Below are 25,669 nucleotides of genomic sequence, written 5' to 3' on the forward strand. Positions count from 1 at the left end.
GTCAGGTCCGCGCCCGGGCGGTCAGCCCGCTCGCGGCCGGTTCAGCGGATGGACACGCGCGCGACACGACCCTTGCCCCCGGCGGCCCAGCACGACCCGTCGGCGGTGCAGTCGACGGTGTGGAACCCGGTGTCGGAGAGCCGGTGCCAGGAGCGGCCCGCATCGAGGGTGACGCTGACGCCGCCGACGTCGCCGCTCTCGCCGACGGTCACCGCGCCGCGGCGCACACCGGGGAGCCAGGCGACGTCCTCGCCGAGGTGCTCGAGGTCGCCCGCCGAGGTCCAGCGCCGACCGTCGCGGCTCGTCGAGGTCGCATCGACGCCGTCGGCGGGGGCCGAGAAGTCGCCGCCGACCGCGAGACCGCCCACGCCGGGGCGCACCGCGAGGCCGAAGACCCCCGCGGCCTCACCGGCGGGGATGCGGGACTCGGTGGCCGTCCAGGTGCGACCGAGGTCACCCGAGCGGAAGACCCGTGAGCGCTCGCCGCCGCTGCCGAACCACGCCTCGTGGCCGGAGACGGTGAGGCACTCGCCGCTGGCGGAGAAGTTGGCCTCGCCGGTGCTGTCCGGCATCCCCGTGCTCGGCAGGACGTGCCACGAGCGGCCGCCGTCGGTGGTGCGCGCGATGCGGAAGCGGCCGTCCACCGGGTCGCTGACGGCGAGGCCGGTGCGCCCGCCGGGGAAGAACGCCAGGCAGTTGTAGAACGCGGCGGGCTCGGTGTTGCGGAAGGTCTCGGTCCACGTCCGGCCGTCGTCGCGGGTGCGGTAGATGCGTGAGGCCTCGCCCTCGCCGATGGCCAGCACGGTGACCGTGCCGCGGCCGGTGACCTCGACGTCGCGGAAGTTCAGGCCTTCGGTCTGAGGTGGCGACACGTCCACCCACGTCCGGCCGCCGTCGTGGGTGCGCCAGACCCCGCCCGTGTCGCCGGACACGCTGCCGCCGGCGACCCAGGCGGTCCGGCGGTCGACGGCGTCGAGGCCGCGGAAGGACTGGTCGGCGTCGACGACGCGGGTCGAGGTCGTCAGGTGCGGTGCGTGGCGTCCGTCGGCGGTGCCCGCGTGAGCCGGCGCGGCGGCGATGAGGGAGGCCGCGAGCACGGCAGCGGAGGCGAGGGCGGCGGGCAGCGTTCGGCGCATGCCGGCACTCTTCCCCCGCCGGGTGGGTCGCGCCACCCGGGCAGCCGGCCCTCTCCGCGCGAGCAGCGCGCGCTACACCGCAGTAACTGCTGCTGTGGCGACACGTACTGCGGCGTAGCCCGCGCTGGAGGGTGCGCCGGGGTCAGCGGGGGACGGTGTACTGCACGTCGACCGCGGCGTCCTCGAAGCCGAGGCGCGCGTAGGTCCGGCGCGCGGCGGTGTTGTCGCCGTCGACGTAGAGCTCGACCTCGGCGAGGCCGCGCCGGGCGAGGTGGGCCGTGCCGAGGCGGGTCAGCGGACCGCCGAGGCCGTGGCCCTGCTCGGCCGGGTCCACCCCGACGACGTAGACCTCTCCTGATGTCGAGCCGGGCTCGACCTTGGTCCAGTGGAACGCCACGACCCGCCCGTCGCGCTCGACGAGGATGAACCCCGCGGCGTCGAACCAGTCCTGCTCCATCCGCTCGTGCAGGTCGGCCACGGTGAGCCGGCCCTGCTCGGGATGGCTCGCGAACGCCGCGGCGTTGAGCGCGACCCAGGCCTCGTCGTCGCGCCCGGGCTCGAAGGCGCGAGCGGTGTACCCGTCGGGGAGCTCGGGGTCGGCGGCGTCGTCGGAGGTCAGCGGCCGCGCCATCCGGAACAGCTCGCGGGTGCGCTCCAGCCCGGCGGACGCGGCGAGCGCGCCGGCGGCCGGCAGGTCGCCGTGCGCCCAGACCGACCGGGCGCCCTCGGCGAGCGCGGCGTCGAGCAGCGCCCGGCCGTGGCCCGAGCGCCGGTGCGCCGGGTCGACGACCAGCTCGGCCACCGCGTCGTCGGTGCCGGCGGACGCGACCTGCGCGTACCCCACGACCTCGTCGCCGTCCGCGCGGACGAGGTGCACGACGCCGTCGCGCGCGGGCCCGACCGCGAGCCGGAACGCCTCCGAGACCGCGCCGACCCCGTCGGCCTCCTCGGCCCGCGCCCACAGCGCGCGCAGCCGTGCGGCGAGGTCGCCGTCGATCGCCTCCAGCCGGTCCGTCGACCCCACGTCAGCCCTCGACCTCCTCGAGCTCGTCGTCGACGGCCGCGGCCTCCGGGACGAAGCGGTAGCCCACGTTGCGTACGGTGCCGATGAGCAGCTCGTGCTCGGTGCCGAGCTTCGCGCGCAGCCGGCGGACGTGGACGTCGACGGTGCGCGTACCGCCGAAGTAGTCGTAGCCCCAGACCTCCTGGAGCAGCTGCGAGCGCGTGTAGACGCGGCCCGGGTGCTGCGCGAGGTACTTGAGGAGCTCGAACTCCTTGTACGTGAGGTCGAGCAGCCGGCCGCGCAGGCGCACGGAGTACGTGGCCTCGTCGATGACCAGCGCGCCGGCGGTGATCGGGCCCGCCTCGTCGTCGGCGGTCTCGGCGCGGCGCCCGAGGGCGAGCCGCAGCCGGGCCTCGACCTCGGCGGGGCCGGCGGTGTCGAGGAGGACGTCGTCGACGCCCCACTCGCTCGTGAGCCCGGCGAGGCCGCCCTCCGTGACGACGGCGAACAGCGGCCCGGACACGCCGGTCGTCGTGAGGACGCGGCAGAGCGAGCGGGCCATCGCGAGCTCGCGGCGGGCGTCGACGAGGACGGCGTCCGCCTCCGGGGCGTCCACCAGCGCCGACGCCTCGGCCGGGAGGATGCGAACATGGTGGCTGAGCAGCCCGAGCGCCGGGAGCACCTCGGCCGCGGGGGCCAAGGTGTTCGTCAACAGCAGCAGGTGGGCCATCGCCCCACAGGATAGGCGGTCATGGACGCACGGCACGGGGCCACGGCTCCTCTTGGGACAGGCGCCTCCTCCACGGCGGTCGTCACGGTGCGCTACTGGGCCGGGGCCCGGGCCGCCGCGGGTGTCGACGGCGAGGACGTCGCCGCGCCCGCCACGGTGGGCGAGCTGACCACGGCTCTCGGGCAGGCCCGCCCGGCGCTCGCCGCCGTGCTGCCGGTCTGCTCCGTGCTCGTCGACGGGCTCGCCGCCTCCGGCGACGACCCGTTGCCGCCCGGGGCCACGGTCGAGGTGCTCCCGCCGTTCGCCGGTGGGTGATGCGAGGATGCCGGGCGTGGACGAGCACCCGGACGGCGCAGGCGCCGAGGCATCCGACGCGCCCGTGACGGTCGACGAGGCCGTGGGGAGCGACGCGGTGCTCGAGGGCCCGGAGGCCCCGGACGGCTCGGACCCCTCCGGCGCGCCCGCCGCCGAGACGCGTGCGTCGCGCCGCGCCCGGCTCGAGGCCCTCCGCCGTCACCCGGTGCTCCCGGAGATGGCGACCGTCGTGCGCCCCGTCGTCGTGGCCGTCACCGTCGTGCTCGCCGCCCTGCTCGTCCTCGCGCTGCGCACCGACGCGGTCGTCCTCGCCGGCGGTCTCGCGTGGACCGGGCTGGTCCTCGCGTGGGGATGGCCGCGCCTGCTCGGCAGCTCCAGCCGGTTCGGCTCCTCGCTCGCCGTCGGCGTGGCGGGCGTCCTCGCGCCCGCCGCCGGGGCCGCGACCTCCGACGAGCCGTGGCTGCGCCTCGTGCCGGTCGCGCTCGCCATCGCGCTCGGCGTGATGTTCGTCCACCAGATCGTCCGCCGCGACGGCCGGCCCCGCCTCACCGAGTCGATCGGGGTCACCGCCTTCGGGCTCGGCCTGGTCGCGGTCGGCACCACGTGGCTGCCGCTGGCCCGTTCGGCGCGCGCGACCGACCTCGCCACGGTGGCCCTCGTGGGGGTGGCCGTCGGGGCGCTCGCCGACCTCGCCGCCGGGACCAAGCCGCTGCGCGGCTGGCTGCTCCCGCTCTCGATGGTGCTGGGCGGGGCGGGCGCGCTCGTCGCGGCGAGCCTCCTCGGCGGACCGAGCGCGGGCACGGCCGCGACCGTCGGTGTCCTCTGCACCGCCGTGGCCCATGCGCTGCGCCGCACCCTCGTCGTGCTCCCGCCGGTCACCGCCGTGCGCTGCCAGCTGGCGACGGGGGCCGCCTCGCTGCTCGTGCCGGGCGTCGTCGCCTACGGCCTCTCCCTCTGGCTCGTCGGCTGACCGCCGTACAAGAACTGACGAAAGCGTCACTTCCTGCACGCGGGTGGGGCCGAGGGGCGTACGGAAATCGACGAAAGCGACGAGTTCTGCAGACGCGCGGGTGGTTGTGCGTCAGTAGACGAGGGCGCGGGTCGCGGGGGCGACGACCTCCTCGACGAACGCCGCGGCGCCCCGGACCGTCGCGCCCGGCAGCAGGTCGGCCTCGGTGAGCCCGCGGCGGGCCGCGCACTGCCCGCACACCGTCATCCGGCCGCCCGCGAGCACCGCGTCGCGCAGCTCGGCGAGCGGGGCCGAGTGCGGCAGGTCGACCTCCTCGGCGCGGCCGGGCACCGCCATCCAGGCGGCGTCGCCGGTCAGCCACAGGCTCACCTCGAGCCCGGAGGCGAGGGCGGTGGCCGCGACGGTGAGCCCCTGCGCGAGCCGTTCGGGGGCCTCCGGCCCGCACGTGACCTTGACGACGAGGGTGCGCGCGGCGTCATCCATAGACTGGACCCTATGGTCTTCACGCTCGACACCTCCCTCCACGAGGATCTCGCCCCGCTCGCCTGGCTCGTCGGCACCTGGGCGGGGGCCGGCCTCGTCGGCTACCCGACGATGGAGTCGCAGCGCTTCGGGCAGGAGGTCGTCTGCAGCCACGACGGCCGCCGCTTCCTGCGGTGGGACTCGCGCACCTGGCTCCTCGACGACGACGGCAACCAGGTCCGCCCGCTCGCGACCGAGACCGGCTTCTGGCGCCCGGTCACCGGCGCCACCGACGGCACGAACGTCGAGCTGCTGCTCGCCCACCCCACCGGTTTCGTCGAGATGTACGCGGGCGTCGCCGAGCCGGCCAAGGTCGAGATCCGCACCGACGGCGTGATGCGCAGCCCCGACGCCAAGGAGTACAGCGCGGCGCACCGGCTCTACGGGTACGTCAACTCCAACCTCATGTGGGTCATGGACATGGCCGCCGTCGGGCAGCCGCTCCAGTCGCACGTCTCGGCGGAGCTCAAGCGCGTCGAGTGAGCGCCCGGCCCCGCCGGGGCGTCACGGGGTGACGAAGACGTCGAGGTAGTCGTCCATCGTGTCCTCGCGCAGCGCCTCGCCGAGCAGGGCCATCCCCTTCTCGTCGACGATGTCGATGCTGCCCGCCGTGGGGTCGGTGCCGAACCCGGTGAACGGCGCGGTCGCGAAGACGACGTCGGAGCCGCGGATGTCGCGCAGCTCGAGGGCGTAGTCCTTCATCGTCCCGACGCTCAGTCCGCGGTCGACGACGAGGTTCTTCGTCGCGGCGTCGGTGAACCGGGCGATCGCGAGCGGGTTGCGGACGGTCTCGGCGCTCGTCGCCTTGAGCAGCAGCGCCTTGACGAACGCCATCTGGCGGCGGCCGCGGGAGATGTCGCCCTCGCTCAGCTGGTAGCGCTCCCGGACGAAGGCCAGCGCCTGCTCGCCGTTCAGCTCGTTCCACCCCTTCTTGATGGCCAGGCCGCCGTTGCCGGTCGCGGAGTTGCCCTCCTCGGCGTAGACGCGCACGCCGCCGACGGCGTCCGTCATGCCCTTGAAGCCCTCGAAGTCGGTGCGGGCGACGTGGTCGATCCTGATGCCGACGAGGTCCTGGATGGTCTCGACGAGCAGCGGCTCGCCGCCGAAGGCGTACGCGGCGTTGATCTTGTTCTTGCCGTGGCCGGGGATGCTGACGAAGAGGTCGCGGGGGAAGTGGACCATCTGGATGGTCTGCGGGTCCTCGGGCACGTGGACGAGGACGATGACGTCGGCACGGCCGCGGTCGGCGCCGCGGCTGTCGGAGCCGACGAGGAGGAAGTTCGTCCCCTTGTCGGGGCCGATCGTGATGGGCGTGCCGTCGGCGGCGACGGTGGGCGGCGGCACGGTGGGCAGGAGGTCCGCCTGCGTGACGTTGTCGGAGACGCGCCAGCCGAGGTAGCCGACGAACCCGCCGACGACGAGGACGACGAGCAGCACGAGCACGCCGACGACGGTGAGGACCCGGCGCAGGCGGCGGCGGGGCGGACGGCCGGCGCCGTCCTCCCGGGTGTCGTCGGGGGTCTCGGGGCGGTCGTCACCGAACCCGAGCAGGTCGAGGTTCTGTCCGCTCACCGGGTCAGTGTAGGAAGGCCCGCTGGGTCGCGTCGGGAGGTCGGCCTACATTGGAGGGGTGAGCGACCTCGGTGAGCGCCTGCGGGCGCACGGCAAGCGTCTGACGACGCAGCGTGAGCGCGTGCTCGCGGCCGTGGGCCGGCTCGGGCACGGCACCCCCGACGAGGTGGCCGACGCGGTCGCCGCCGACGGGGGCGGCGCCGTGCCGGTCTCGACCGTCTACCGCTCCCTCGACGCGCTCCAGGAGCTCGGGCTCGTCGCCCACACGCACGTCGACCACCGCAGCCCCAGCTACCACCTGGCCGAGCACGCGACCCACCTCCACCTCGTCTGCCGCGGCTGCGGCTGGGTCGGCGAGCTGCCGCTCGACGTCGCTGACGAGCTGGTGGCCCGGGTCGACGACCGGCTCGGTTTCGCCGCCGACGTCGGCCACGCCGCCGTGCACGGGCTGTGCCGCACCTGCCGGGAGGACCCGTGACCGCATCCGTCCAGACCACCCGCTCCCCGCTGCTCGACCGCCACGGCGCGGTCGAGGGCGAGGGGCCCGACGCCGGGGTCGCCGCCCACTACGGCGACCCGATGCGCGAGCAGCGCCTCCTCACCGAGGGGCTCGCGGTCGTCGACCTGTCGCACCGCGGTGTCGTCACCGTCACCGGCTCCGACCGGCTCACGTGGCTGCACTCGATGACCACCCAGCAGCTGGCGGGGCTGCCGCCGCGCACCTCGGCCGAGTCGCTCGTCCTGTCGCCGAAGGGTCACGTCGAGCACGCGCTGCACGTCGTCGACGACGGCACGACGACGTGGCTGACGCTCGAGCCCGGCACCGCGCCGGCGCTCGTCGCGTGGCTGGAGTCGATGCGCTTCATGCTGCGGGTCGAGGTCGCCGACGTCAGTGACGCCTGGGCGGTGCTCGGCGAGCCGGTCGGCACCGAGTCGGCCGAGGGCGAGCCGCTGGCCTGGGTCGACCCCTGGCCGCGCCTCGTCGGCGACACCGTTGCGTACGGCCCGGTCGAGGGTCACGCGGGGGAGGGGCGCGCCTGGCGCGAGCTGCTCGTGCCGCGCGACGGGCTCGAGGCCGCCGTCGGCGACCGCCCGCTCGCCGGGACGTGGGCGGCCGAGGCCCTGCGCGTCGCGGCGTGGCGTCCGCGCCTCGGCCACGAGACCGACCACCGCACCATCCCGCACGAGGTCGACTGGCTGCGCACCGCCGTCCACCTGCACAAGGGCTGCTACCGCGGCCAGGAGACGATCGCCCGGGTCCACAACCTCGGGCGGCCGCCGCGTCGGCTCGTCTTCCTGCACCTCGACGGGTCCGGGCACGTGCTGCCGGCCGTCGGGTCGCCGCTGAGCCTCGACGGTCGCGAGGTCGGCCGGCTGACGAGCGTCGCGCGCCACCACGAGGACGGGCCGGTCGCGCTGGGGGTCGTCAAGCGGTCGGTCGCCGAGGACGTCGATCTTCTCGTCGACGGCATCTCGGCCGCACAGACGGTCGTCGTCCGCGGCTGATCGCCGAAGATCCTCCGGCGCACCGTGACGACGACCGGATGGCGCGCGGCGTCCCCCGCCTGACAGGATGGCGGCATGACGACGCCGTCCGCCGGGGTGACCGGCACGCTCATCACCGTCGCGCCGACCGGCGCCGAGCACGCCAAGGCCGACCTGCCGCAGCTGCCGACCACCCTCGACGAGGTCGTCGAGACGGCCCGGCGCTGCGAGGCCGCCGGCGCGTCGCTCGTCCACCTGCACATCCGCGACGCCGAGCACCGGCCGACCCTCGACGGCGGGTACCTGCGCGCGGCGGTCGAGGCGCTGCGCGAGGCCACCGACCTCGTCGTCCAGCTCTCGACCGGTGGGTCCGTGCACGACCCGCTCGAGCAGCGGCTCACCGTGCTCGACGCCGAGCCGGACTCGTGCTCGCTCACCTGCGGCACGACGAACTTCGGCGACGACGTGTTCCTCAACCCGTGGGGGTTCATGAGCGATCTCTACGTGCAGGCACAGGAGCGCGAGGTCGTCCCCGAGTTCGAGCTCTTCGACCTCGGCCACGTCCACGCGCTCGCCCGCCTGCTCGACACCCACGGCCTGCCGTACGGCGGCAAGGTGCACGTCGACTTCGTGACCGGCGTGCCCGGCGGGATGCCGGCGACGACGGCCGCGCTCATGGCCGGGGTCGCGATGCTGCCCGCCGAGGTCACGTCCTGGTCGGCCACCGGCATCGGCCGCGGCCACCTGCCGGTCATGGCCGCGGCGCTGTCGGCCGGGGGCCACCTGCGCGTCGGGATGGAGGACAACGTCGTCTACCGGCGCGGGCAGGTCGTGCAGCACAACGACGAGCTCGTCGCGCGGGCCGCGGAGCTGGCCGCGACGATGCAGCGCCCGGCGCTCTCGACGGACGAGGCCCGCACCCTGCTCGGCATCAAGGAGCGCCGCCCCGGCAGTTGACCGCGCGCGCCCCGTCCACCCGTCCCCGCCCCGCGCCTCCTCTCGCTCCCTTCCGCGAACGTGTGTGAAACCGCCGGTACCGCCCGGCGATTTCACACGCGTTCGCGGATGGTCGGGGCGAGCCGCGCGGGTCTCGGGGGTTCGGGGGTTTCGGGGTCCGAGGGATGGACCGGGATCGCCGGTCGCGGAATGCCGACCGCATAATCCGGTGTTATGGCGACCATGCGTTCACTGATCGGTTTCCCGGCGATCGTCAACGAGAAGGCCGCGCGCGCCGTCGCCGCCCAGGTCGTGCTCGTCGCCGTCGTCGCCCTGGCCACCGGGTGGCTCTGGCTGACCGCCGTCCTCGCCGTCGGGTTCGCCCTCCGGGTGGCCTTCGGGCCGCGGTTCGACCCGTTCGGCCGCCTCGCCACGCAGGTCATCGCCCCGCGCCTCGGCGAGCCCCGGATGGTCTCCGGCGCGCCGAAGCGCTTCGCGCAGGGCATCGGCCTCGCGTTCACCCTCGCCGGCACCGTGGCCCTCGCGCTCGGCGCGCCGGTCGTCACGGTCGTGCTGCTGTCGGTCCTCACGGTCTTCGCCGCGCTCGAGGCCGTCGTCGGCTTCTGCGCCGGCTGCTTCGCCTTCGCCCAGCTGATGCGCCTCGGCGTCGTCTCGGACGACACCTGCGTCGAGTGCGCGGACATCTCGCTGCGCCGCCACCGCCACGAGGCCGCCGCCGCCTGACGCTCGGGGAGATGCCGGGAGGTGTGGGGCGGCTCACGCTTGCCCGAGTTTGCATTCTGCTAACTGGAGCAAGCAGAATGGGGGCATGAGCAAGAACCCGCTGAACGACCTGGGCGAGAGTCTCGGCGAGTACCTGCGCGACCAGCGCCGGTCCGCCCGGCTCTCCCTGCGTCAGCTCAGCGAGCTCGCCGGGGTGTCCAACCCCTACCTGTCCCAGATCGAGCGCGGGCTCAAGCGCCCGAGCGCCGAGATCCTCCAGCAGCTGGCCAAGGGTCTCGAGGTCTCGGCGGAGTCGCTCTACGTGCGCGCCGGCATCCTCGACGCCGAGCACGCGCCCTCGACGGACGGCGCGCCGGACGTGCGCCGGGCCATCGCCGAGGACCCGCGCCTCACCGCGCGCCAGCGCAAGACCCTCCTCGACATCTACGAGTCCTACGTCGAGGACGACGCCCGGCCCTGAGGCCGCACCGCCCCACGGCAGCGCCGCCCGCCGGGCCACCAAGACACCGTCAGCACCGCAGTCCCACCACGAAGGAGCCCACCATGGCCGTCAAGGACGACCTCCGCAAGACCGTCGACACCACCCCCCTCTACGCCCTCGCCGGCGCCACCGACCTCGCCGTCGAGAAGGTCCGCGAGGCCCAGAAGCGCGCCGACGCGCGTCGCGCCGAGATGACCAAGCGCGCCGAGGCCGCCCGCGCCGACCTCGCGCCGGCCGCCATCCAGGCCCGCGTCACCACGGTCGCCGGCCAGGTCAAGGAGCTCCCGGCGCTCGCCGTCAACCAAGGCCTCGTCGTCGGCGGCAAGGTCTCCGAGGGCTACGACGACCTCGTGACCCGCGGCAAGGACATCGTCGCCCGCATCCGCCGCCAGCAGGCCACCCAGGACCTCGTCGCGCAGGCCGAGACCACCGTCGCCCAGGCCAAGGGCGCCGTCACGACCGCCCGCAAGGCCGTCGCCGAGGTCGAGCGCTCCGCCAAGGCCACCGTCACCGTCGGCCGCAAGGAGGCCGCCAAGGCCTCCGACGTCGTCGCCGAGACCGTCGAGCAGGACGCGAAGGTCGCCGAGACCGAGGTCAAGACCGCTGCCAAGCGCACCCGCACCGCGGCCAAGCGCACGAGCACGACGACCAAGAAGGCCGCGAAGAAGACGACCTCCTCCACCAAGGCCGCGACGACGAGCGCGCGCAAGACGGTCAAGGCCGTCGAGAAGGCCGTCGAGGCCGGTGCCGCCAAGGTCGGCGACTGACCCTCGCACCACCTCCCGGGGCCCGACCCCGTCGAGTGAACAGGACACGCCGTGTGGGCACCAGCCCGCGCGGCGTGTCCTGTTCCCTCGACGGGTGGGACGGCGGTGGGGGCGCACCCGGCGGGAGGGACCGGCGCTAGGGTCGCTGGCGTGTCCGACCCCGCCGCACCCGCCCCGCTCCCCGCCTCCTCGCTCGCGTCCTCCGCGATGCCCACGGCCCCGATGCCCACCCCGCCCGCGCTCGCGGACGCCCCCGTCCTCGCCCACGTCGTGCGCGGCGGGGTCGTTGAGTCCGCGCACCGCGCGAGCGTCGCCGTCACCGCGCCCGACGGGAGCATCGAGCACGCGTGGGGCGCCGCCGACGACCCCGTCTTCCCGCGCAGCTCGAACAAGCCGGTCCAGGCCCTCGCGATGCTCCGCGCCGGCCTGCAGCTGCCCCCGCCGCACCTCGCCCTGGCGAGCGCCAGCCACAGCGGCGAGCCGTTCCACCTCGACGGCGTCCGCGCGATGCTCGAGGCCGCCGGCTTCGCCGAGGCCGACCTCCAGAACACCCCGGACCTGCCCTACGACCCGAAGGAGCGCGACGCCTGGGTCGCCGCCGGCCGCGCCGCCTCGTCCGTCGCCCAGAACTGCTCGGGCAAGCACGCGGGGATGCTCGCCGCCTGCCGCGCCGCCGGGTGGGACCCCGCCACCTACCTCGACCCGCAGCACCCGCTCCAGCGCCTCATGGACGCCACCCTCGAGGACCTCGCCGGCGAGCCCGTCGCGGCGACGGCCGTCGACGGCTGCGGCGCCCCGGTCATGGCCGTCTCGCTCGCCGGCCTCGCGCGGGCGTTCGGGCGCATCGCCGCCGCCGACCCCGGCACCGACGAGGGCCGGGTCGCCGACGCCATCCGTTCCCACCCCGAGATGCTCGGTGGCACCCGGCGCGACGTCACCGCGCTGATCCTCGGGACCGCGGGCGTCGTCGCCAAGGACGGGGCCGAGTCGGTCTACGCCGTCGGCCTCCCCGACGGCCGGGGCGTCGCGCTCAAGGTCGCCGACGGCGGGCAGCGCGCCCGCCCGGTCATCCTCGCCGCGGTGCTGCGCCGGCTGGGCGTCGCGTCCGACGCCTACGCGCGCCTCGAGGACGCACCGGTCCTCGGGCACGGAGCCCCCGTCGGGGCGGTCGTCGCCGTCGGGCTCGACGAGGGCGCTGCGTGAGGGCGGTCCTCCAGCGGGTCTCGCGGGCGGCCGTCCGGGTCGAGGGCGAGGTCGTCGGGGCCATCGACCGGCCGGGGCTCGTCGCCCTCGTCGGCGCGACCCACGACGACGGACCCGAGCAGGTCGCGACGCTCGCCCGCAAGATCGCCGAGCTGCGCATCCTCCACGACGAGCGCTCGGTGCTCGACGAGGGCGCCCCGGTGCTCGTCGTCAGCCAGTTCACGCTCTACGCCGACATCCGCAAGGGGCGCCGGCCGTCGTGGAACGCCGCGGCGCCGGGGCCGGTCGCCGAGCCGCTCGTCTAGGCCGTCGTCGCGGCCCTGCGCGAGCGCGGGGTCGAGGTGGCGACCGGTCGCTTCGGGGCGCACATGGAGGTCGAGCTGGTCGGTGACGGCCCGGTGACCATCCTCCTCGACGTCTGACACCTAGGCTGGGGGCATGAGCTGGCTGGCCAACGCGCAGTACGCCGTCTACCTGGTGCTCTCGATCGCCGCGCTCGGCGTCGAGCTCTGGGCCCTCGTCGACTGCGTGCGCCGTCGTCCCGACGCGTTCGTGGCCGCCGGCAAGCGGACGAAGAACTTCTGGATGCTCGTGACGGGCGTCGCGGCCCTCGTCGGGTTCGCCACCGCCGCGAGCCCGGCTGCGCTGGGGCTGCTCGGCATCGCCGCCCTCATCGGCGCCGGCGTCTACCTCGCCGACGTCAAGCCCGCCCTGGACCAGGTGACGGGTCGCGGCAGCACCGGCCGGCAGGGCCCCTACGGCCCCTGGTGAGGTGCGACGGCGGACCAGGCGAGCGTCAGCTCACCGAGCCGCCAGCGTGACGGGCCGTCGACGAGCGGCCAGCCGGCCTCCCGCAGCGCCGTCGCCGTCGCGATGAAGCGCTGCCGCACCCCGTAGGACGCGAGCGGTGCCTGGCGCAGCCACGCGTCGTCGAGCGCGCCGAGCAGCGCGTGCACCGGCTCGCCGGGGACGTTGCGGTGGATGAGCGCCTTGGGCAGCCGCTCGGCGACCACCCCCGGCCGCTCGAGCCCGCGCAGCCGCCACGACAGGGTCAGCGTCTCGGGACCGTCGGCACCGACCGCCACCCACGCGGCGAGCCGGCCGAGCTCGTCGCACGTGCCGTCGACGAGCAGCCCGCCGGGTGCGAGGCGCTCGACCGTGGTCGCCCACGCCTGCTCCACCTCGTCCTCGTCGTACTGGCGCAGGACGTTAAAGGCGCGCACGAGCACCGGCCGTGCGCCGGCCGGCAGGGGCACCTCGAAGCCGCCGCGCGCGAACCGCAGCCCCGGCCGCTCGAGGGGCCGGGCGGCCGCCACGCGGGCCGGGTCGATCTCGATGCCGACGACCTCGACGTCCGGGCGGACCCGGCGCAGCCGGTCGTGCAGCTCGAGGGCCGTGACCGGCGAGGCGCCGTAGCCGAGGTCGACGACGACGGGCGCCGCCCCGGCCCGCCGCAGCCGCCACCCCTGCGGCCCGGCGAGCCAGCGGTCGCACCGCCGCAGCCGGTTGGGGTTGGTGGTCCCGCGCGTGATGACACCCACGGGTCGCTGGCCGGCCACCGGACCAGCCTAGGGCGACGGGCGCCGGCATCCGCCCGCCGTCGAGGGACGTCCACCGCGCACCGGGTCCCCGGCCGGCCGACATACCCTTGACCGGTGCTGACGTGGTGGCGCTCCGAGGGGCGGGAACAGCGGGTGAGCCTGTCGATGGTCTCGCTCGTGCTCTCGCTGACGGCCGCCCTCGTCCTCGGGCTGACCTCGTGGGTGCCGCGGGTGCTGGCCCGCGACATCGGCATCGTCGACGCCGAGCCCGGGCTGCTCCAGGTGGCCCAGGGGGCGTTCGGGGTGCAGTCGCTGGGGGCCGGCCTCACCGTCACCCTCTACGACCGCGGCTTCCGGCTCTCGCGGGGCAGCACCGTCCTCGCCGACACGGTGACCAAGGGGGCGCCGGTCGTCGCGATGACCGGCACCGTCGACGAGACCGGCGACCACCCGCGCGAGACGGTGTCGCGCGTCTACTCGGCCGTGAGCATCGACGCCGTGAGCCGCGACGACGAGACCGTCACCTACAGCGGCGTCGTCCACGACGCGACGGGCAGCCTGCCGCTGCGCATCCGGTTCGAGCCGACCGACGGGCGCATCCGGATGGACGTCGCGGTCCGCGGTGCCTCCGCGGTCGCGGTCAACCTCGACTGGCGCCCCGCGACGGTCGGCATCGCCCCGGCGCTGCCCGAGAGGAACCTGCGGGAGCGGGCGTACTGGGTCGACCCGGTCGAGACCGAACAGCCGGCCTTCACGTGGGTCCTCGGGACCGACGTCTCCATCGCGCCGGTCCAGGTCCCGCGGGCCGTCGACCTGCGCCAGGACGGCCGCATCGGGATCCACGTGTGGTCCCCTCGGGCCGTGGTGACCGTCACGGACACACCCCGGCCGAGCGTGGAAGACTCGGCCCCATGACCGACCCCACCGGTGCGTCGCGCCCGCACCGGGTCGCGATGGTCACGGTGCACACCTCCCCGCTCGCGCAGCCGGGCACCGGCGACGCCGGCGGGATGAACGTCTACGTCCTCGAGGTCGCGCGCCGGCTGGCCCGGCTCGGGACGCAGGTCGACCTCTTCACCCGGACGACGAGCGCGGCGCAGGCCGAGGTCGTCGAGGTCGAGCCCGGGGTCGTCGTCCGGCACGTCGCCGCCGGCCCGTACGAGGGGCTCTCGAAGGAGGACCTGCCGGGGCAGCTGTGCGCCTTCGCCGCCGGGATGATGCGGGTCGCGGCCCACGCGCCGCTCGGCTACTACGACCTCGTGCACTCGCACTACTGGCTCTCGGGCCAGGTCGGATGGCTCGCCGCCGACCGCTGGGGCGTGCCGCTCGTGCACACGATGCACACGATGGCCCGGGTCAAGAACCTCCACCTGGCCGACGGTGACGAGCCCGAGCCCCGCGGCCGCGAGATCGGGGAGTCGCAGGTCGTCGAGGCGGCCGACCGGCTCGTCGCGAACACCGAGCGCGAGGCGCGCGAGCTCGTCGACCTCTACGACGCCGACCCGGCGCGGGTGGCGGTCGCGGCCCCCGGGGTCGACCTCGGGACCTTCACGCCCGGCTCCCTCGCGCAGGCGCGCGCCGAGCTCGGGCTGCCCGCCGACGCGGTGCTCCTGCTCTTCGTCGGACGCGTGCAGCCGCTCAAGGCGCCGGACGTCCTCGTGCGGGCCGCGGCCGAGCTCGTGCGGCGGCACCCCGCGCTGCGCGAGCGGCTCGTCGTCGCGGTGCTCGGCGGGGCCAGCGGCGCCGGCGAGCGGACGCCGATGGGGTTGGACGCGCTGGCGACCTCGCTCGGGATCGGAGACCGGCTGCGCCTCGTCCCGCCGGTCGACCGCGCGACGCTGGCCCGCTGGTACCGCGCCGCCGACGTCGTCGCCGTGCCGTCGCACAACGAGTCGTTCGGGCTCGTCGCCGTCGAAGCGCAGGCCTGCGGCACACCGGTCGTCGCCGCGAACGTCGGCGGGCTGCCGACGGCCGTCGGGGATGGCGGGCTGCTCGTCGACGGCCACGACACCGCCGACTGGGCGACGTCCCTCGGGCGGGTCGTGCTCGAGCCCGGGCTGCGGGACGCGTTGTCGCCGAGGGCGGTCGAGCACGCGCGCGGCTTCGGGTGGGAGCGGACGGCCGAGCGCCTGCTCGAGGTCTACGGCCAGGCGCTGGCCCGGCCGAAGGACGTCTCCATCCACGGCGCGCAGCGCATCGCCGGTGTGCCGCAGGCGGTCATCCCGTGAGCACCCCCGACCTGCTCGCCACCGTGCGGGCGTTCCTCGACGAGTCCGGCCTCGAGTGGGAGGCCGGCGCTCGGGACGACGAGGTCGTCGTCGCGCTCCCCGGCGAGAAGAAGCTGAAGACCGTCGTGTCGCTCGTCTGCGGCGAGCAGGCGTTGTCGGTGTCGGCGTTCGTCATCCGCAACCCCGACGAGAACCACGGCGAGGTGTACCGCTTCCTGCTGAGTCGCAACCTGCGCCTGCCGGGGCTCGCGTACGCCGTCGACCGGTCGGGTGACGTCTTCGTGACCGGCCGCGTGCCGGCCGCGGGGGTGGACGCCGACCAGCTCGACCAGCTGCTCGGGGTCGTGCTGGCCGCGGCCGACGAGCCGTTCAACGAGCTGCTCGTCATGGGCTTCCTCTCCTCGATGCGCAAGGAGTGGGAGTGGCGCGTGTCGCGCGGCGAGAGCCTGCGCAACCTCGAGGCCTTCCGGCACATCCTCGAGCGGCCCGGCGACCCGCCGCGCGAGGGCTCCGCCTGACCCGGCCGGTGGCCTCCGTGCGGGGGCGTCCACGGGGGCGGATGGTCGGTTCGGTGGCGTCCGCGGCTCGCTAGGCTGGCGGCATGACGGAGCACACGCTGATCCTCCTGCGCCACGGCGAGTCCGACTGGAACCAGAAGAACCTGTTCACCGGATGGGTCGACGTCGACCTCACCGACAAGGGCCGCGCCGAGGCCGTGCGCGGCGGGCAGCTGATGCGCGACGCGGGCCTCCTGCCGGACGTCGTGCACACCTCGGTGCTGCGCCGCGCCATCACGACGGCCAACCTCGCGCTCGACGCGTGCGACCGCCACTGGGTGCCGGTGCACCGCAGCTGGCGCCTCAACGAGCGCCACTACGGCGCGCTCCAGGGCCTCGACAAGGCCGCGACCCGTGACAAGTACGGCGACGAGCAGTTCATGCTGTGGCGTCGCTCGTTCGACACCCCGCCGCCGCCCATCGAGATGGGCAGCGAGTTCGACCAGACCGGCGACCCGCGCTACGCCGGCGTCGACGTGCCCGCCACCGAGTGCCTGGCCGACGTCATCCCGCGGATGATGCCGTACTGGGAGAACGAGCTCCGGGCCGACCTCGGCGCCGGGCGGACCGTCCTCGTGACCGCGCACGGCAACAGCCTGCGGGCGCTCGTCAAGCACCTCGACGGCATCAGCGACGACGACATCGCCGGCCTCAACATCCCGACGGGGATGCCTCTGGTCTACCGGCTCGGCGAGGACTTCATGCCGACCGGTGCTGGCGAGTACCTCGACCCCGAGGCCGCGGCGGCCGCCGCGGCGGCGGTGGCCAACCAGGGGCGCTGAGCCCGGTCAGGCCGGGTTGGGCAGCACCGGCACCTCGACGCTGGTGCCCGTGGCCGGCAGGCCGAGCCACCCCGTGTCCTGGTCGCCGAGCAGGGCCTGCCCGACCGGGGGCACGCCCGAGTGGACCAGGCGACCCGCAGCGTCGCGCACGACGAGCCGGAACGCCGCGGCGTCGTCGGCGTTGACGACGGAGACGACCGCGGTGCGGCGCTTCATCGGCGTCACCTTCGAGACGGGGTACGCGTTCGGGCTCGTCGCGAGCAGCTGGCAGGTGGCGCCACCGTCGGGGACGACGACGAGGAAGCGGCCGGTGCCGGGTGGGTCGTCGTCGAGGCGGTAGACGGCGGGTGCGCTGGCCTGCTCGGCCGGGACCACGACGGCCGGGAGGACGAGGAACCCGCTGCGGCCGGAGCGGCCGTCGTCGCGGACGTCGAGCCGGCGGACGACCCCGCCGCCCGGGAGCCGCACGCTGCTGAGCAGGACGCGGCCGTCACCACCGGTGGGGGAGTCCGCGGACGTGTCGAGCACGCTGCCGACGACCGGTGAGTCGCAGAGGACCTCGCCGCGCAGGTCGCGGCGGGCGAGGCCGGTCGCCGAGGCGACCTGGTCGAGGAGGCCGTCGAGCGGTGCCCCGGTGGCCGATGTGAACGCGGCGGCGTTCCAGTCCTCGGGGGTGACCGGCGGGCCGTCGTAGGCCGAGACGGCCACCCGGCCGGCGATGCCCCAGGGTCTCGCGGCGAGGGTGCCGACGCCGTCGCGGAGCCGGATCGGGAGCGAGTCGCGCTCCACCGCACCGGTCCTCGACGGCAGGACGAACGGGGAGAAGCGCGCCGACGTGACGGTGGGTCGGGTGAGGACGAGGAGCGCGGCGTCCTCGGCCCGGGTGAGGCCGACGGCGACGACGTCCTCGGCGCCGAGGATGGCGTCGAACCCGAGGCGCACCGCGTCGAGGCGCTCGGCGGGCGAGCGGGCGTCGCCGGTCCACACGCGGACCGAGGTGCTGGAGGGGCGCTCGCCGAGGAGGGTCGTCGCGACGACGACCCTGGTGTCGTCGAGGTCGCCCGCCCAGAGCAGACGGGTCCCCGGGCCGGCGCGCGCGACGAGGGCGAGGATGCCGAGGTCGTCGCGCAGGGGGCCGCGAGCCGGCCACCGGGACGCAGAGGCCCAGGCCGGGTCGTCCGGGCCGGCGGTCGTCGGGGCCGGCGACGGGCGGGGTGGGGTGGCGGTGGTGCTGCTCGTCCGGCGGTCGACCACCGCCCAGGCGAGCGCTGCGGCGCCGGCCGCGGCGAGGCCGCCGAGCACCACGGTGCGGCGGGAACGTGAGCGGTGGAGGCCGGCGACGAGCTCGGCGGGGTCGGGGGGGTCGGGCTGCGAACGGGCGAGACGAAGGACGAGGCCGTCGAGGTCGGTGCGCAGCCGGGCGTCGTCGGGGGCGAGGCCGACGACGGCGCGGGCCTGCCGGTGCGCGGCGAGCATCCGGTGGTGGGTCTCCGCCGCGACGGGCGGGGCCGGGCCGAGGCCGTCGTCCCAGACGACCTCGGCGGCGAGGGCCAGGCGCTGCTCCGGCGGGGTGGCGGCGAGGGCGTCGAGGAGGGCGGCGGGCACCGGGTCGTCGGGATCGGCCACGAGGGCCGTGAGCTGTGGGAGGTGGGTGGGGGGCTCCTGCGCCTGCGCCGTTGATGCGGTGCCGGGGCGGGCCGGGGTGTGCGGGAGGCGGGTGACGAGCCCGTGGCGGGCGACGGCGGTGGGCGCGCCCTCCTCGACGGCCTCGGCCCAGCGGCGGCGTACGGCGACGAGGGCGTCGGTGGTGGTGCGGCGGGCGGCGACCGGGTCGAGCAGGGTGACGAGGGCGACGGCCTCGAGGTCGGGCCAGCGGGCGGCGACGAAGCGGTCGGCGTCGGCGGCGGTGTCCGCGTCGGCCGGGCGGCTCGTCGTCATGCGCCCATGATCACCCGACAGGAGGGCCCGTGGGGCCGACCGCGCGGTTCGGAGGACGGCGCTCGCCTTCCTGAGAGCGGCCGGGTGGGGTAGGTGCTCCCAGCCTCCATGCGCCGCGGAAGGAATCCCTTGCCGGGTGGAAGGAATCCCTTGCGAAGCGGAAGGACACGTTTCCGGGTGGAAGGACTCCCTTGCCGACTGGAAGGGAAATCTTGCGGGGCGCAAGGAATCCCTTGCGGGGTGGAAGCGAAACCTTGCCGGGTGGAAGGGAAACCTTTCGCGGCAACAGGAGGCTGGGAGAGCACCATTGCTCCCGGCTCCCCGGCTCCCCGGCTCCCGGCTCCCGGTTGGTCACCCGTAGTAGGTGCCGGAGCCGGAGCCCACGTCGTAGAGGTCGTACAGGTCGAGGACGTCGCGACCCTTGGGCGGGACGTCGTCGTAGAGGAGCCGACCACCCGCCCCCCGCGCCACGACGCGCACGTCCTCTCCGGTGAACGCGCTCGTCAGCCGGGGCAGCGCGGCGCCGCCCCGCACCGGCGTCGGACGGCACAGCGGCGCCCCGCTGAGGGTCCGCAGCTCGACCGTCGTCGACCTCGCCGGGGTGGTGACGAAGTACGTCGGCCGCTCCCCGTCCCAGATGAGCGGGGTGACGTACGGGCTGCGCACCGACGCGGCGGGGATGACGAACGGCGCGTCTCCGTACTCGGCGCTGCCGTCGGCACCTCCGCCACGGAACGAGGCGAAGCGCACGACGGCCCCCTCCCGCGTCCGGACGAGGACGACCTCCGCGGAGGCCGGCCCCCGCACCCCGAGCACGTCACGCAGGCTGTCGTCGGGGAGGACGTGCGAGGTGCGCTCGACCTCGAGCGACCGACGGGGCACCCCGAACGTGGCCGCGAGCTCGGCGACGGTGCTCTCGGTGAAACCGCCCGGGCCGACGACCCTGTCGTCGTCCGTCAGCTCGTAGGGGAGCGGGCCGTCGAAGTCGCCCAGCCGGAACCGGGCGGCCGGACCCGGGGACCCGGTGAGCACCGTCGTGGCGACCCCGTCGCGCAGCGCGAAGCGGCTCCACGAGCGGTCGACCCGACCCTCGGGGGTCGGGTGCACCACCAACGAGCACTCGCCCTCGCTCACGCCGGGCCGGGTCAGCGCGACGAGCACCGACCGCCGGCCGGAGCGGACGACCAGGCCGACGGCGTCCGTCGCGAGACCGCCCCAGCCGGAGCCGAGCTGGAGCGAGGTGAGGCGCGACGCCGCCGTCCCGGCGGGGCCGCCCCACGCGTGGATCGCGAACCCGTCGTCCGCGACGATGGCGGGGTCGGTCGACAGGACGACGCGCCGGCCCTCGACGTCCCCGGCGAAGAGGAGCCGCGACCCGGCCGCGTCCGACGCGAGCATCGCCAGGACCCCCGGGTCGCGCGCCAGCTCGCCCCGGGGCGGCCACCGGTAGACCGACCCCCACGCGGGGTCGTCCGGTCCGGCGGTCGACGGAGCCGGGCGCGGGCCGCGGGCGACCGGGGCAGGGGTCGTCGGCCGCGACGCCACCGCCCAGCCGCCCACCCCGACTCCGGCCACGGCGAGGGCGCCGACCACGACGAGCGAGCGCCGGCGCACGCCGCGCTCGCGGGCGCGCACGAGGTCGGCCGGGTCCGGGGGGTCGGGCAGCGTGGCGGCGAGCCGGTCGAGGAGGTCGGCGAGGTCGATGCCCACCCGGTGGTCCGCGGGCGCCGCCCCGGCCTCGGCGAGTGCGCCGCGGTGCGCGTCGAGCAGGCGGTCGCGGGCACCCCGCAGCGCGTCACCCTCGACCCCGCGCGGGCGACCGAGGCCCGTCCGGCCGGGCGCGAGCCGGTCCACCTCGTCGTCGCCCAGCTCCCAGAGTGGTCCGGCGGCGAGCAGCGCCCGCACCGGCGCCGGCTCGCGCGCGAGCGCCGCGAGGAGAGCCCCGGGGACGGGGTCGCCGGGCGCGGAGGGGTCGCGGGCCGCATCGCGCAACCGTTCCGGGACCGCGGCCCCACCGGCCTCGCCGAGCGCCCGCACCCGCGCGAGGAGCTCGGCGCGCGCGGCCGCGGTCGGCGCCCCGTCCTCGACGACGGCCGACCACCGCGCGTGCAGCGCCGTGACGGTGGCCGTCGTCACCGTGCGGGCGAGGCCCGGGTCGAGCGTCGCGACGAGCGCGACGGACTCGAGGGCGGGCCAGCGCGCGGCCGCGAACCCCTCGAACCCGTCCCCGTCGTCGTGCGTCACGCCGCCATGATCACCCACGAGCGCGATCGTGTGCAGCCCTTCGCGGCGAGCGGTCGGTCCGGACCCGCCGACGGGGCCCGGCCGACGTCAGAGCCGCGGGAGCACCCGCTCGGTGTGCTCACCGGGCTCGAAGATCCGCGAGGCGGGGCCGACGATGAGCGGGTCGGGGACCCCGACGAGGTCGACGTCCTTCGAGGTGTAGTCGACCCCGCTGAGCAGGACCCGCATCGCCTCGAGCCGGGCCCGCTTCTTGTCGTTGCTCTTGACGACGGTCCACGGGGCGTCACCGGTGTCGGTGGAGAAGAACATCGCCTCCTTGGCCTCGGTGTAGGCGTCCCACTTGTCGAGGCTCGCGAGGTCGGTCGGCGAGAGCTTCCACTGCCGGACCGGGTCGTTCTGGCGCGAGGCGAAGCGCGCGGCCTGCTCCTCCCGGCTGACGGAGAACCACAGCTTGACGAGGTGGATGCCCGAGTTGACGAGCATCCGCTCCAGCTCCGGTGCCTCGCGCATGAACTCGAGGTACTGGCTGGGGGAGCAGTAGCCCATGACGCGCTCGACGCCGGCCCGGTTGTACCAGGACCGGTCCATGAAGACGATCTCGCCACCGCTCGGCAGGTGCTGCACGTAGCGCTGGAAGTACCACTGCGTGGTCTCGACCTCGGTCGGCTTCTCGAGCGCCAGGACGCGCGCACCGCGCGGGTTGAGGTGCTCCATGAACCGCTTGATGGCCCCGCCCTTGCCGGCGGCGTCACGCCCCTCGCAGATGACGAGGACCTTGCTCCCGGTCTCCTTGACGTGCAGCTGCAGCTTGATGAGCTCGATCTGCAGGCGGCGCTTGGTCCGCTCGTACTCCTCGCGCGGGAGCTTCCTGTCGTAGGGGTAGCCGTGCTGCCACGCCTTGCCGGTCGTCGGCGCCGCGGCCTCGCCGGCGGCGCCCTCGACCTCCTCGACCTCCTCGAGGTCGTGCAGCTCCTCGAGCTCCTCGGCGTAGTCCTCCGTCACGGACCGGCGCTGGTCGTCCACACCTCGAGCGTAGTCGCGTCCTCGCGACCCGTCAGGGGGTCAGGCGACGGTGTGCTCGCCGACCTCGTCGTGGCCGCCGGCCGCCTCGTCGCCCCACTCGCCGGTGACGATCCAGATGACCCGCTCGGCGACCGACACGGCGTGGTCGGCGAAGCGCTCGTAGTAGCGGCCGAGGAGCACGACGTCGACGGCGGTCTCGGTGTCGTGGGCCCAGTCCCCGCCGGTCACGTGCGTGAAGAGGTCGCGGTGCAGGCGGTCCATCGCGTCGTCCTCGCGGGCGACGTCGCGGGCGGCGTCGACGTCGCGGGCCGCGATGACGGAGCCGGCCTTCTCGACGACGAGCTCGGCGACGGTGCCCATCTCGCGGAAGGTGCCGCGCAGCTCCGGCGGGACCGCGGACGCGGGGTAGCGCAGGCGGGCGACCTTGGCGACGTGGCGCGCGAGGTCGCCCATCCGCTCGATGTCGCTGCTCATCCGCATGCTCGTGACGACGACCCGCAGGTCCGTCGCCACCGGCTGCTGGAGGGCGATGAGGTCGAACGAGAGGAGGTCGACCTGCTCGCGCATCCGGTCGATCTCGGCGTCGGCGGCGATGACGGAGTCGGCGAGGCTGACGTCGGCGTCGAGGAGGGCGGTCGTCGCGCGGCTCATCGCGGACGCCGCGAGGTGGGTCATCTCGACGAGGCTCTCGGCGATCCGGTCGAGCTCCTCGTGGTAGGCCTTGCGCATCACGGCTGGGGTCCTTCGTGGCTGGGGGTGCGTCGGCGCGCGACGGCAGCGGTCGGTCGCGCCGTCGCCCGGGAACCATCCCACCCGGGGATGAACCGCAGACGTGGCCGAGGTGAACTTCGGGCGTCCGGAGACGCGGCAGCGCCCCGGATGGCGGGGAGCGGTCGGTGGACCCCCGTACCCTGACGTCGTGGATGCGACCATCGCGGCGAGCCTCGGCGGGGCGGCCGGCCTCGTCGTCGGCGCCGTCGCCGTGCTCGCGGCCCGGTGGTCCGAGCGCAGCCTCGACGACGCACCCGTCGTCGAGGAGCCGCCGCTGGCCCGCGGCGTCGGGGACGTGCTCTCGGTGCTGCGCTCCATCGCCGTCGTCGTCGACGCGTCCGACGCGGTGGTCAAGGCGTCGGCCCCGGCCGTCACCTACGGCCTCGTGCGCCACCAGGAGCTGGTGCACCACGAGCTGCGCCACCTCGCGCGCCAGGTGCGCCGCGACGGCGTCATCCGTGAGGCCGAGCTCGACCTCGCACGCGGGCCGAACCCCGACGGGAGCGTCGTCATGCGGGTGCGCGTCGCCCCGCTCGGCGTCGCCCACGTGCTGCTGCTCGCCGAGGACCACACCCACGCGCGCCGCGTCGAGGAGGTCCGCCGCGACTTCGTCGCCAACGTCAGCCACGAGCTGAAGACCCCCGTCGGCGGCATCTCGCTGCTCGCCGAGGCCGTCCTCGACGCCAAGGACGACCCCGTGGCGGTGACGCGCTTCGCGCAGCGCATCCGCGTCGAGGCGACCCGGCTCGGGCGGCTCGTCCAGGAGATCGTCGACCTCTCGCGCCTCCAGGTCGCCGACACCCTCCACGAGCCCGAGCTCGTCGACCTCGGCACGGTCGTCGTCGAGGCCGTCGACCGCGTCAAGGTCGCCGCCGAGGCCAAGGAGATCGAGCTCGGCCTCGCGACCGAGCGCGGACTGCGCGTCTTCGGCGACCGCGAGCTGCTCGTCACCGCCGTGACCAACCTGCTGACCAACGCGGTCAACTACAGCGACCCCGGGACGAAGGTCGGGCTGGGGGCCCGTCGCGTCGACGAGACCGTCGAGGTCGCCGTCACCGACCAGGGGCAGGGCATCCCCGCCGCCGAGCTGGAGCGCATCTTCGAGCGCTTCTACCGCGTCGACGCCGCGCGCTCGCGGGCCACCGGCGGCACCGGCCTGGGCCTGGCCATCGTCAAGCACGTCTGCGCCAACCACGGCGGCGAGGTCACCGTGTGGAGCCAGGAGGGGCGCGGCTCGACGTTCACCATGAGACTCCCCGTCGCGGCCACCCCGGTCGACGACGACGACGCGACCGCGCCGGACCCCAGCGCCGGGGTCGCCCGAGAAGAGAGCACCGCATGACGCGCATCCTGATCGTCGAGGACGAGGAGTCGTTCTCGGACCCGCTGAGCTACCTCCTGAGCAAGGAGGGCTACGAGGTCTCGGTCGCCGACAACGGGCACGACGCCCTGAGCGAGTTCGACACCGGGGGCGCCGACCTCGTGCTGCTCGACCTCATGCTGCCCGGCCTGTCCGGCGTCGACGTCTGCCGCGCGCTGCGCCAGCGCTCGAACGTGCCGGTCATCATGCTCACCGCGAAGGACAGCGAGATCGACAAGGTCGTCGGTCTCGAGCTCGGCGCCGACGACTACGTGACCAAGCCGTACTCCTCGCGCGAGCTGCTGGCGCGCATCAAGGCCGTCCTGCGCCGCGGGGCCGAGCCCGAGGAGCTCCTGCCGACGACCCTCGAGGCCGGGCCGGTGCGGATGGACGTCGAGCGCCACGTCGTCACCGTCCGCGGCGAGCAGCGCTCGATGCCGCTCAAGGAGTTCGAGCTCCTCGAGATGCTGCTGCGCAACACCGGGCGGGTGCTGACCCGCGGGCAGCTCATCGACCGGGTGTGGGGCAGCGACTACGTCGGCGACACCAAGACGCTCGACGTCCACGTCAAGCGCCTGCGCGCCAAGATCGAGACCGATCCCGGGGCGCCGCAGCACATCGTCACCGTGCGCGGGCTCGGCTACAAGTTCGAGGCCTGAGGGCGGCCGGCGCCCGGCGCGGCACCCGGCGGGCGATGCCGGCCGGAGCCCGCCGTCAGCTGGCGCTGGGCGACGGGGTGGCGCTCGGCGTCGCCGACGGGCTCGGCGCGAGGCCCTCGTAGTAGCGCTCGGAGGGCAGCACCGGCACCTGGACGACGTTCTGCCCGGCCTGCTGGGTCGTGACGACGAGCTGGACCATCGAGCCCGGGCGCTGAGGCACGGTCTCGAGGGTGACCGCCTTTCCGTCGGCGGAGATCGCGTCGTCGGAGTAGGGCGCCACCGTCGTGGTCGTCGGGGACGAGCCCTCGAGCGAGAAGGACACCTCGACGGGATCGCGCCCCTCGTTGACCGCCTGCCCGACGATCGTGCCGGGACCGCCCTCCTCGTCCGAGACGATGACCAGGTTGCGCAGGTCGAGACCCGGGATGGTGAGCGGGACGCCGTCCGCCGGGATGTACGGGTAGTCCGTCTGGACCGGCGAGAAGACGCCGCAGGCGGAGACCGTGAGGGTGGCGGCGGCGAGTCCGGCGAGCCGGAGGGCGGAGGCGGCGCGGGTCGTCACGCGCCCAAGGATAGCGGGGGGTCGGGTGCCGCCTCGCCCGGTGTCCCGGCCCGCGTCGTCGGACGCGCTCGCGTGGCGCGACGAGGCTGTCTGGGCGGCGCGCCCGCGTCGCGCGCGAAGCACGCCACCGGCCCGTCTGT

The 25,669-nt window shown here is 75.2% G+C and carries 28 protein-coding genes and 1 pseudogene; 18 read left to right on the forward strand and 11 right to left on the reverse strand.

The window, feature by feature from the left end; translation table 11 throughout:
• Positions 1–41: 41 nt before the first annotated feature.
• The 3 genes from IG69_RS22715 to IG69_RS22725 form a co-directional block, all read right to left on the reverse strand.
• A complete protein-coding gene (locus IG69_RS22715) occupies positions 42–1,136 on the reverse strand; it encodes a beta propeller repeat protein (protein ID WP_030528472.1) in 1,095 nt (364 codons plus the stop codon).
• Between the two features lie 142 nt (positions 1,137–1,278).
• Positions 1,279–2,160: a mycothiol synthase gene (gene mshD, locus IG69_RS22720; protein ID WP_051750506.1), complete on the reverse strand. Its 882-nt coding sequence runs from the start codon at positions 2,158–2,160 to the stop codon at positions 1,279–1,281.
• Between the two features lies 1 nt (position 2,161).
• Positions 2,162–2,869, reverse strand: coding sequence for a winged helix-turn-helix transcriptional regulator (locus IG69_RS22725; protein WP_030528474.1), 708 nt, complete (start codon positions 2,867–2,869; stop codon positions 2,162–2,164).
• A 21-nt stretch (positions 2,870–2,890) separates the two neighbouring features.
• Between IG69_RS22725 and IG69_RS0112315 the strand changes: the two genes are divergently transcribed.
• Together IG69_RS0112315 and IG69_RS21065 are read left to right on the forward strand one after the other, a co-directional pair.
• The gene (locus IG69_RS0112315) at positions 2,891–3,184 is read left to right on the forward strand and encodes a MoaD/ThiS family protein (RefSeq protein ID WP_051750507.1); all 294 of its coding nucleotides are present in this window, start codon (positions 2,891–2,893) and stop codon (positions 3,182–3,184) included.
• Positions 3,185–3,200: 16 nt separating this feature from the next.
• Entirely contained in the window at positions 3,201–4,154 is a 954-nt protein-coding gene (locus tag IG69_RS21065; protein ID WP_051750508.1) for a hypothetical protein, read from the forward strand.
• Between the two features lie 111 nt (positions 4,155–4,265).
• On the opposite strand, the gene IG69_RS0112325 is transcribed toward IG69_RS21065, so the two are convergent.
• On the reverse strand, positions 4,266–4,637 hold the full coding sequence (locus IG69_RS0112325; protein ID WP_030528477.1) for a DsrE family protein: 372 nt from the start codon (positions 4,635–4,637) through the stop codon (positions 4,266–4,268).
• Positions 4,638–4,649: 12 nt separating this feature from the next.
• Here IG69_RS0112325 and IG69_RS0112330 point away from each other — a divergent pair, with 12 nt between their 5' ends.
• The gene (locus IG69_RS0112330) at positions 4,650–5,159 is read left to right on the forward strand and encodes a heme-binding beta-barrel domain-containing protein (protein WP_030528478.1); all 510 of its coding nucleotides are present in this window, start codon (positions 4,650–4,652) and stop codon (positions 5,157–5,159) included.
• Positions 5,160–5,180: 21 nt separating this feature from the next.
• On the opposite strand, the gene IG69_RS0112335 is transcribed toward IG69_RS0112330, so the two are convergent.
• Positions 5,181–6,248 (reverse strand): LCP family protein, encoded by a 1,068-nt coding sequence (locus IG69_RS0112335; protein ID WP_245616142.1) that lies wholly within the window; start codon positions 6,246–6,248, stop codon positions 5,181–5,183.
• Positions 6,249–6,306: 58 nt separating this feature from the next.
• On the opposite strand from IG69_RS0112335, the gene IG69_RS0112340 reads away from it, so the two are divergent.
• The 9 genes and pseudogenes from IG69_RS0112340 to IG69_RS0112380 all read left to right on the forward strand — a co-directional run bounded on the left by IG69_RS0112340 (position 6,307) and on the right by IG69_RS0112380 (position 12,635).
• Positions 6,307–6,726, forward strand: coding sequence for a Fur family transcriptional regulator (locus IG69_RS0112340; protein ID WP_030528480.1), 420 nt, complete (start codon positions 6,307–6,309; stop codon positions 6,724–6,726).
• Entirely contained in the window at positions 6,723–7,754 is a 1,032-nt protein-coding gene (ygfZ, locus tag IG69_RS0112345; protein WP_030528481.1) for a CAF17-like 4Fe-4S cluster assembly/insertion protein YgfZ, read from the forward strand. The genes IG69_RS0112340 and ygfZ overlap by 4 nt, the downstream gene beginning before the upstream one ends.
• A gap of 75 nt (positions 7,755–7,829) precedes the next feature.
• The gene (locus IG69_RS0112350; protein WP_030528482.1) at positions 7,830–8,690 is read left to right on the forward strand and encodes a beta-keto acid cleavage family enzyme; all 861 of its coding nucleotides are present in this window, start codon (positions 7,830–7,832) and stop codon (positions 8,688–8,690) included.
• 222 nt (positions 8,691–8,912) lie between these two features.
• A complete protein-coding gene (locus IG69_RS0112355; protein WP_157577546.1) occupies positions 8,913–9,413 on the forward strand; it encodes a DUF4395 domain-containing protein in 501 nt (166 codons plus the stop codon).
• A gap of 85 nt (positions 9,414–9,498) precedes the next feature.
• Entirely contained in the window at positions 9,499–9,873 is a 375-nt protein-coding gene (locus tag IG69_RS0112360; protein ID WP_030528484.1) for a helix-turn-helix domain-containing protein, read from the forward strand.
• An 83-nt stretch (positions 9,874–9,956) separates the two neighbouring features.
• Positions 9,957–10,661, forward strand: coding sequence for a hypothetical protein (locus IG69_RS0112365; RefSeq protein WP_030528485.1), 705 nt, complete (start codon positions 9,957–9,959; stop codon positions 10,659–10,661).
• A 207-nt stretch (positions 10,662–10,868) separates the two neighbouring features.
• Complete coding sequence (locus IG69_RS0112370) at positions 10,869–11,864, forward strand: asparaginase (RefSeq protein ID WP_036830047.1); 996 nt, start codon at positions 10,869–10,871, stop codon at positions 11,862–11,864.
• A pseudogene (gene dtd, locus IG69_RS20255) lies at positions 11,861–12,286 on the forward strand (D-aminoacyl-tRNA deacylase). The gene IG69_RS0112370 and the pseudogene dtd overlap by 4 nt, the downstream one beginning before the upstream one ends.
• A gap of 16 nt (positions 12,287–12,302) precedes the next feature.
• On the forward strand, positions 12,303–12,635 hold the full coding sequence (locus IG69_RS0112380; RefSeq protein WP_030528487.1) for a DUF2516 family protein: 333 nt from the start codon (positions 12,303–12,305) through the stop codon (positions 12,633–12,635).
• Here IG69_RS0112380 and IG69_RS0112385 read toward each other — a convergent pair.
• A complete protein-coding gene (locus IG69_RS0112385) occupies positions 12,620–13,423 on the reverse strand; it encodes a class I SAM-dependent methyltransferase (RefSeq protein ID WP_030528488.1) in 804 nt (267 codons plus the stop codon). The genes IG69_RS0112380 and IG69_RS0112385 overlap by 16 nt on opposite strands.
• A gap of 96 nt (positions 13,424–13,519) precedes the next feature.
• On the opposite strand from IG69_RS0112385, the gene IG69_RS20260 reads away from it, so the two are divergent.
• The 4 genes from IG69_RS20260 to IG69_RS0112405 all read left to right on the forward strand — a co-directional run bounded on the left by IG69_RS20260 (position 13,520) and on the right by IG69_RS0112405 (position 16,972).
• Positions 13,520–14,320 carry a hypothetical protein gene (locus IG69_RS20260; protein ID WP_036829991.1) on the forward strand — a complete coding sequence of 267 codons (801 nt, stop codon included), beginning with the start codon at positions 13,520–13,522 and terminating at the stop codon, positions 14,318–14,320.
• Entirely contained in the window at positions 14,317–15,633 is a 1,317-nt protein-coding gene (gene mshA / locus IG69_RS0112395; protein ID WP_036829992.1) for a D-inositol-3-phosphate glycosyltransferase, read from the forward strand. The genes IG69_RS20260 and mshA overlap by 4 nt, the downstream gene beginning before the upstream one ends.
• Positions 15,630–16,151, forward strand: a complete 522-nt coding sequence (locus IG69_RS0112400) for a type III secretion system chaperone family protein (protein ID WP_051750509.1) — start codon at positions 15,630–15,632, stop codon at positions 16,149–16,151. Before mshA ends, IG69_RS0112400 begins: the two co-directional genes overlap by 4 nt.
• Before the next feature lie 83 nt (positions 16,152–16,234).
• Positions 16,235–16,972: a phosphoglyceromutase gene (locus IG69_RS0112405; protein WP_030528492.1), complete on the forward strand. Its 738-nt coding sequence runs from the start codon at positions 16,235–16,237 to the stop codon at positions 16,970–16,972.
• 6 nt (positions 16,973–16,978) lie between these two features.
• Here IG69_RS0112405 and IG69_RS0112410 read toward each other — a convergent pair whose 3' ends face one another.
• The 4 genes from IG69_RS0112410 to phoU form a co-directional block, all read right to left on the reverse strand.
• Positions 16,979–18,910: a serine/threonine-protein kinase gene (locus IG69_RS0112410; protein WP_030528493.1), complete on the reverse strand. Its 1,932-nt coding sequence runs from the start codon at positions 18,908–18,910 to the stop codon at positions 16,979–16,981.
• Positions 18,911–19,261: 351 nt separating this feature from the next.
• A complete protein-coding gene (locus IG69_RS0112415; protein WP_030528494.1) occupies positions 19,262–21,154 on the reverse strand; it encodes a hypothetical protein in 1,893 nt (630 codons plus the stop codon).
• Between the two features lie 87 nt (positions 21,155–21,241).
• On the reverse strand, positions 21,242–22,177 hold the full coding sequence (gene ppk2 / locus IG69_RS0112420; protein ID WP_030528495.1) for a polyphosphate kinase 2: 936 nt from the start codon (positions 22,175–22,177) through the stop codon (positions 21,242–21,244).
• 39 nt (positions 22,178–22,216) lie between these two features.
• Complete coding sequence (gene phoU / locus IG69_RS0112425; protein WP_030528496.1) at positions 22,217–22,906, reverse strand: phosphate signaling complex protein PhoU; 690 nt, start codon at positions 22,904–22,906, stop codon at positions 22,217–22,219.
• Between the two features lie 190 nt (positions 22,907–23,096).
• Between phoU and IG69_RS0112430 the strand changes: the two genes are divergently transcribed.
• Positions 23,097–24,290: a sensor histidine kinase gene (locus IG69_RS0112430; RefSeq protein ID WP_030528497.1), complete on the forward strand. Its 1,194-nt coding sequence runs from the start codon at positions 23,097–23,099 to the stop codon at positions 24,288–24,290.
• A complete protein-coding gene (locus tag IG69_RS0112435) occupies positions 24,287–24,967 on the forward strand; it encodes a response regulator transcription factor (protein ID WP_030528498.1) in 681 nt (226 codons plus the stop codon). Before IG69_RS0112430 ends, IG69_RS0112435 begins: the two co-directional genes overlap by 4 nt.
• Before the next feature lie 55 nt (positions 24,968–25,022).
• Here IG69_RS0112435 and IG69_RS0112440 read toward each other — a convergent pair whose 3' ends face one another.
• Positions 25,023–25,529: a hypothetical protein gene (locus IG69_RS0112440; protein WP_030528499.1), complete on the reverse strand. Its 507-nt coding sequence runs from the start codon at positions 25,527–25,529 to the stop codon at positions 25,023–25,025.
• Positions 25,530–25,669: the final 140 nt, after the last annotated feature.

The organism is Phycicoccus jejuensis, from assembly GCF_000720925.1.
GTDB lineage: Bacteria > Actinomycetota > Actinomycetes > Actinomycetales > Dermatophilaceae > Phycicoccus > Phycicoccus jejuensis.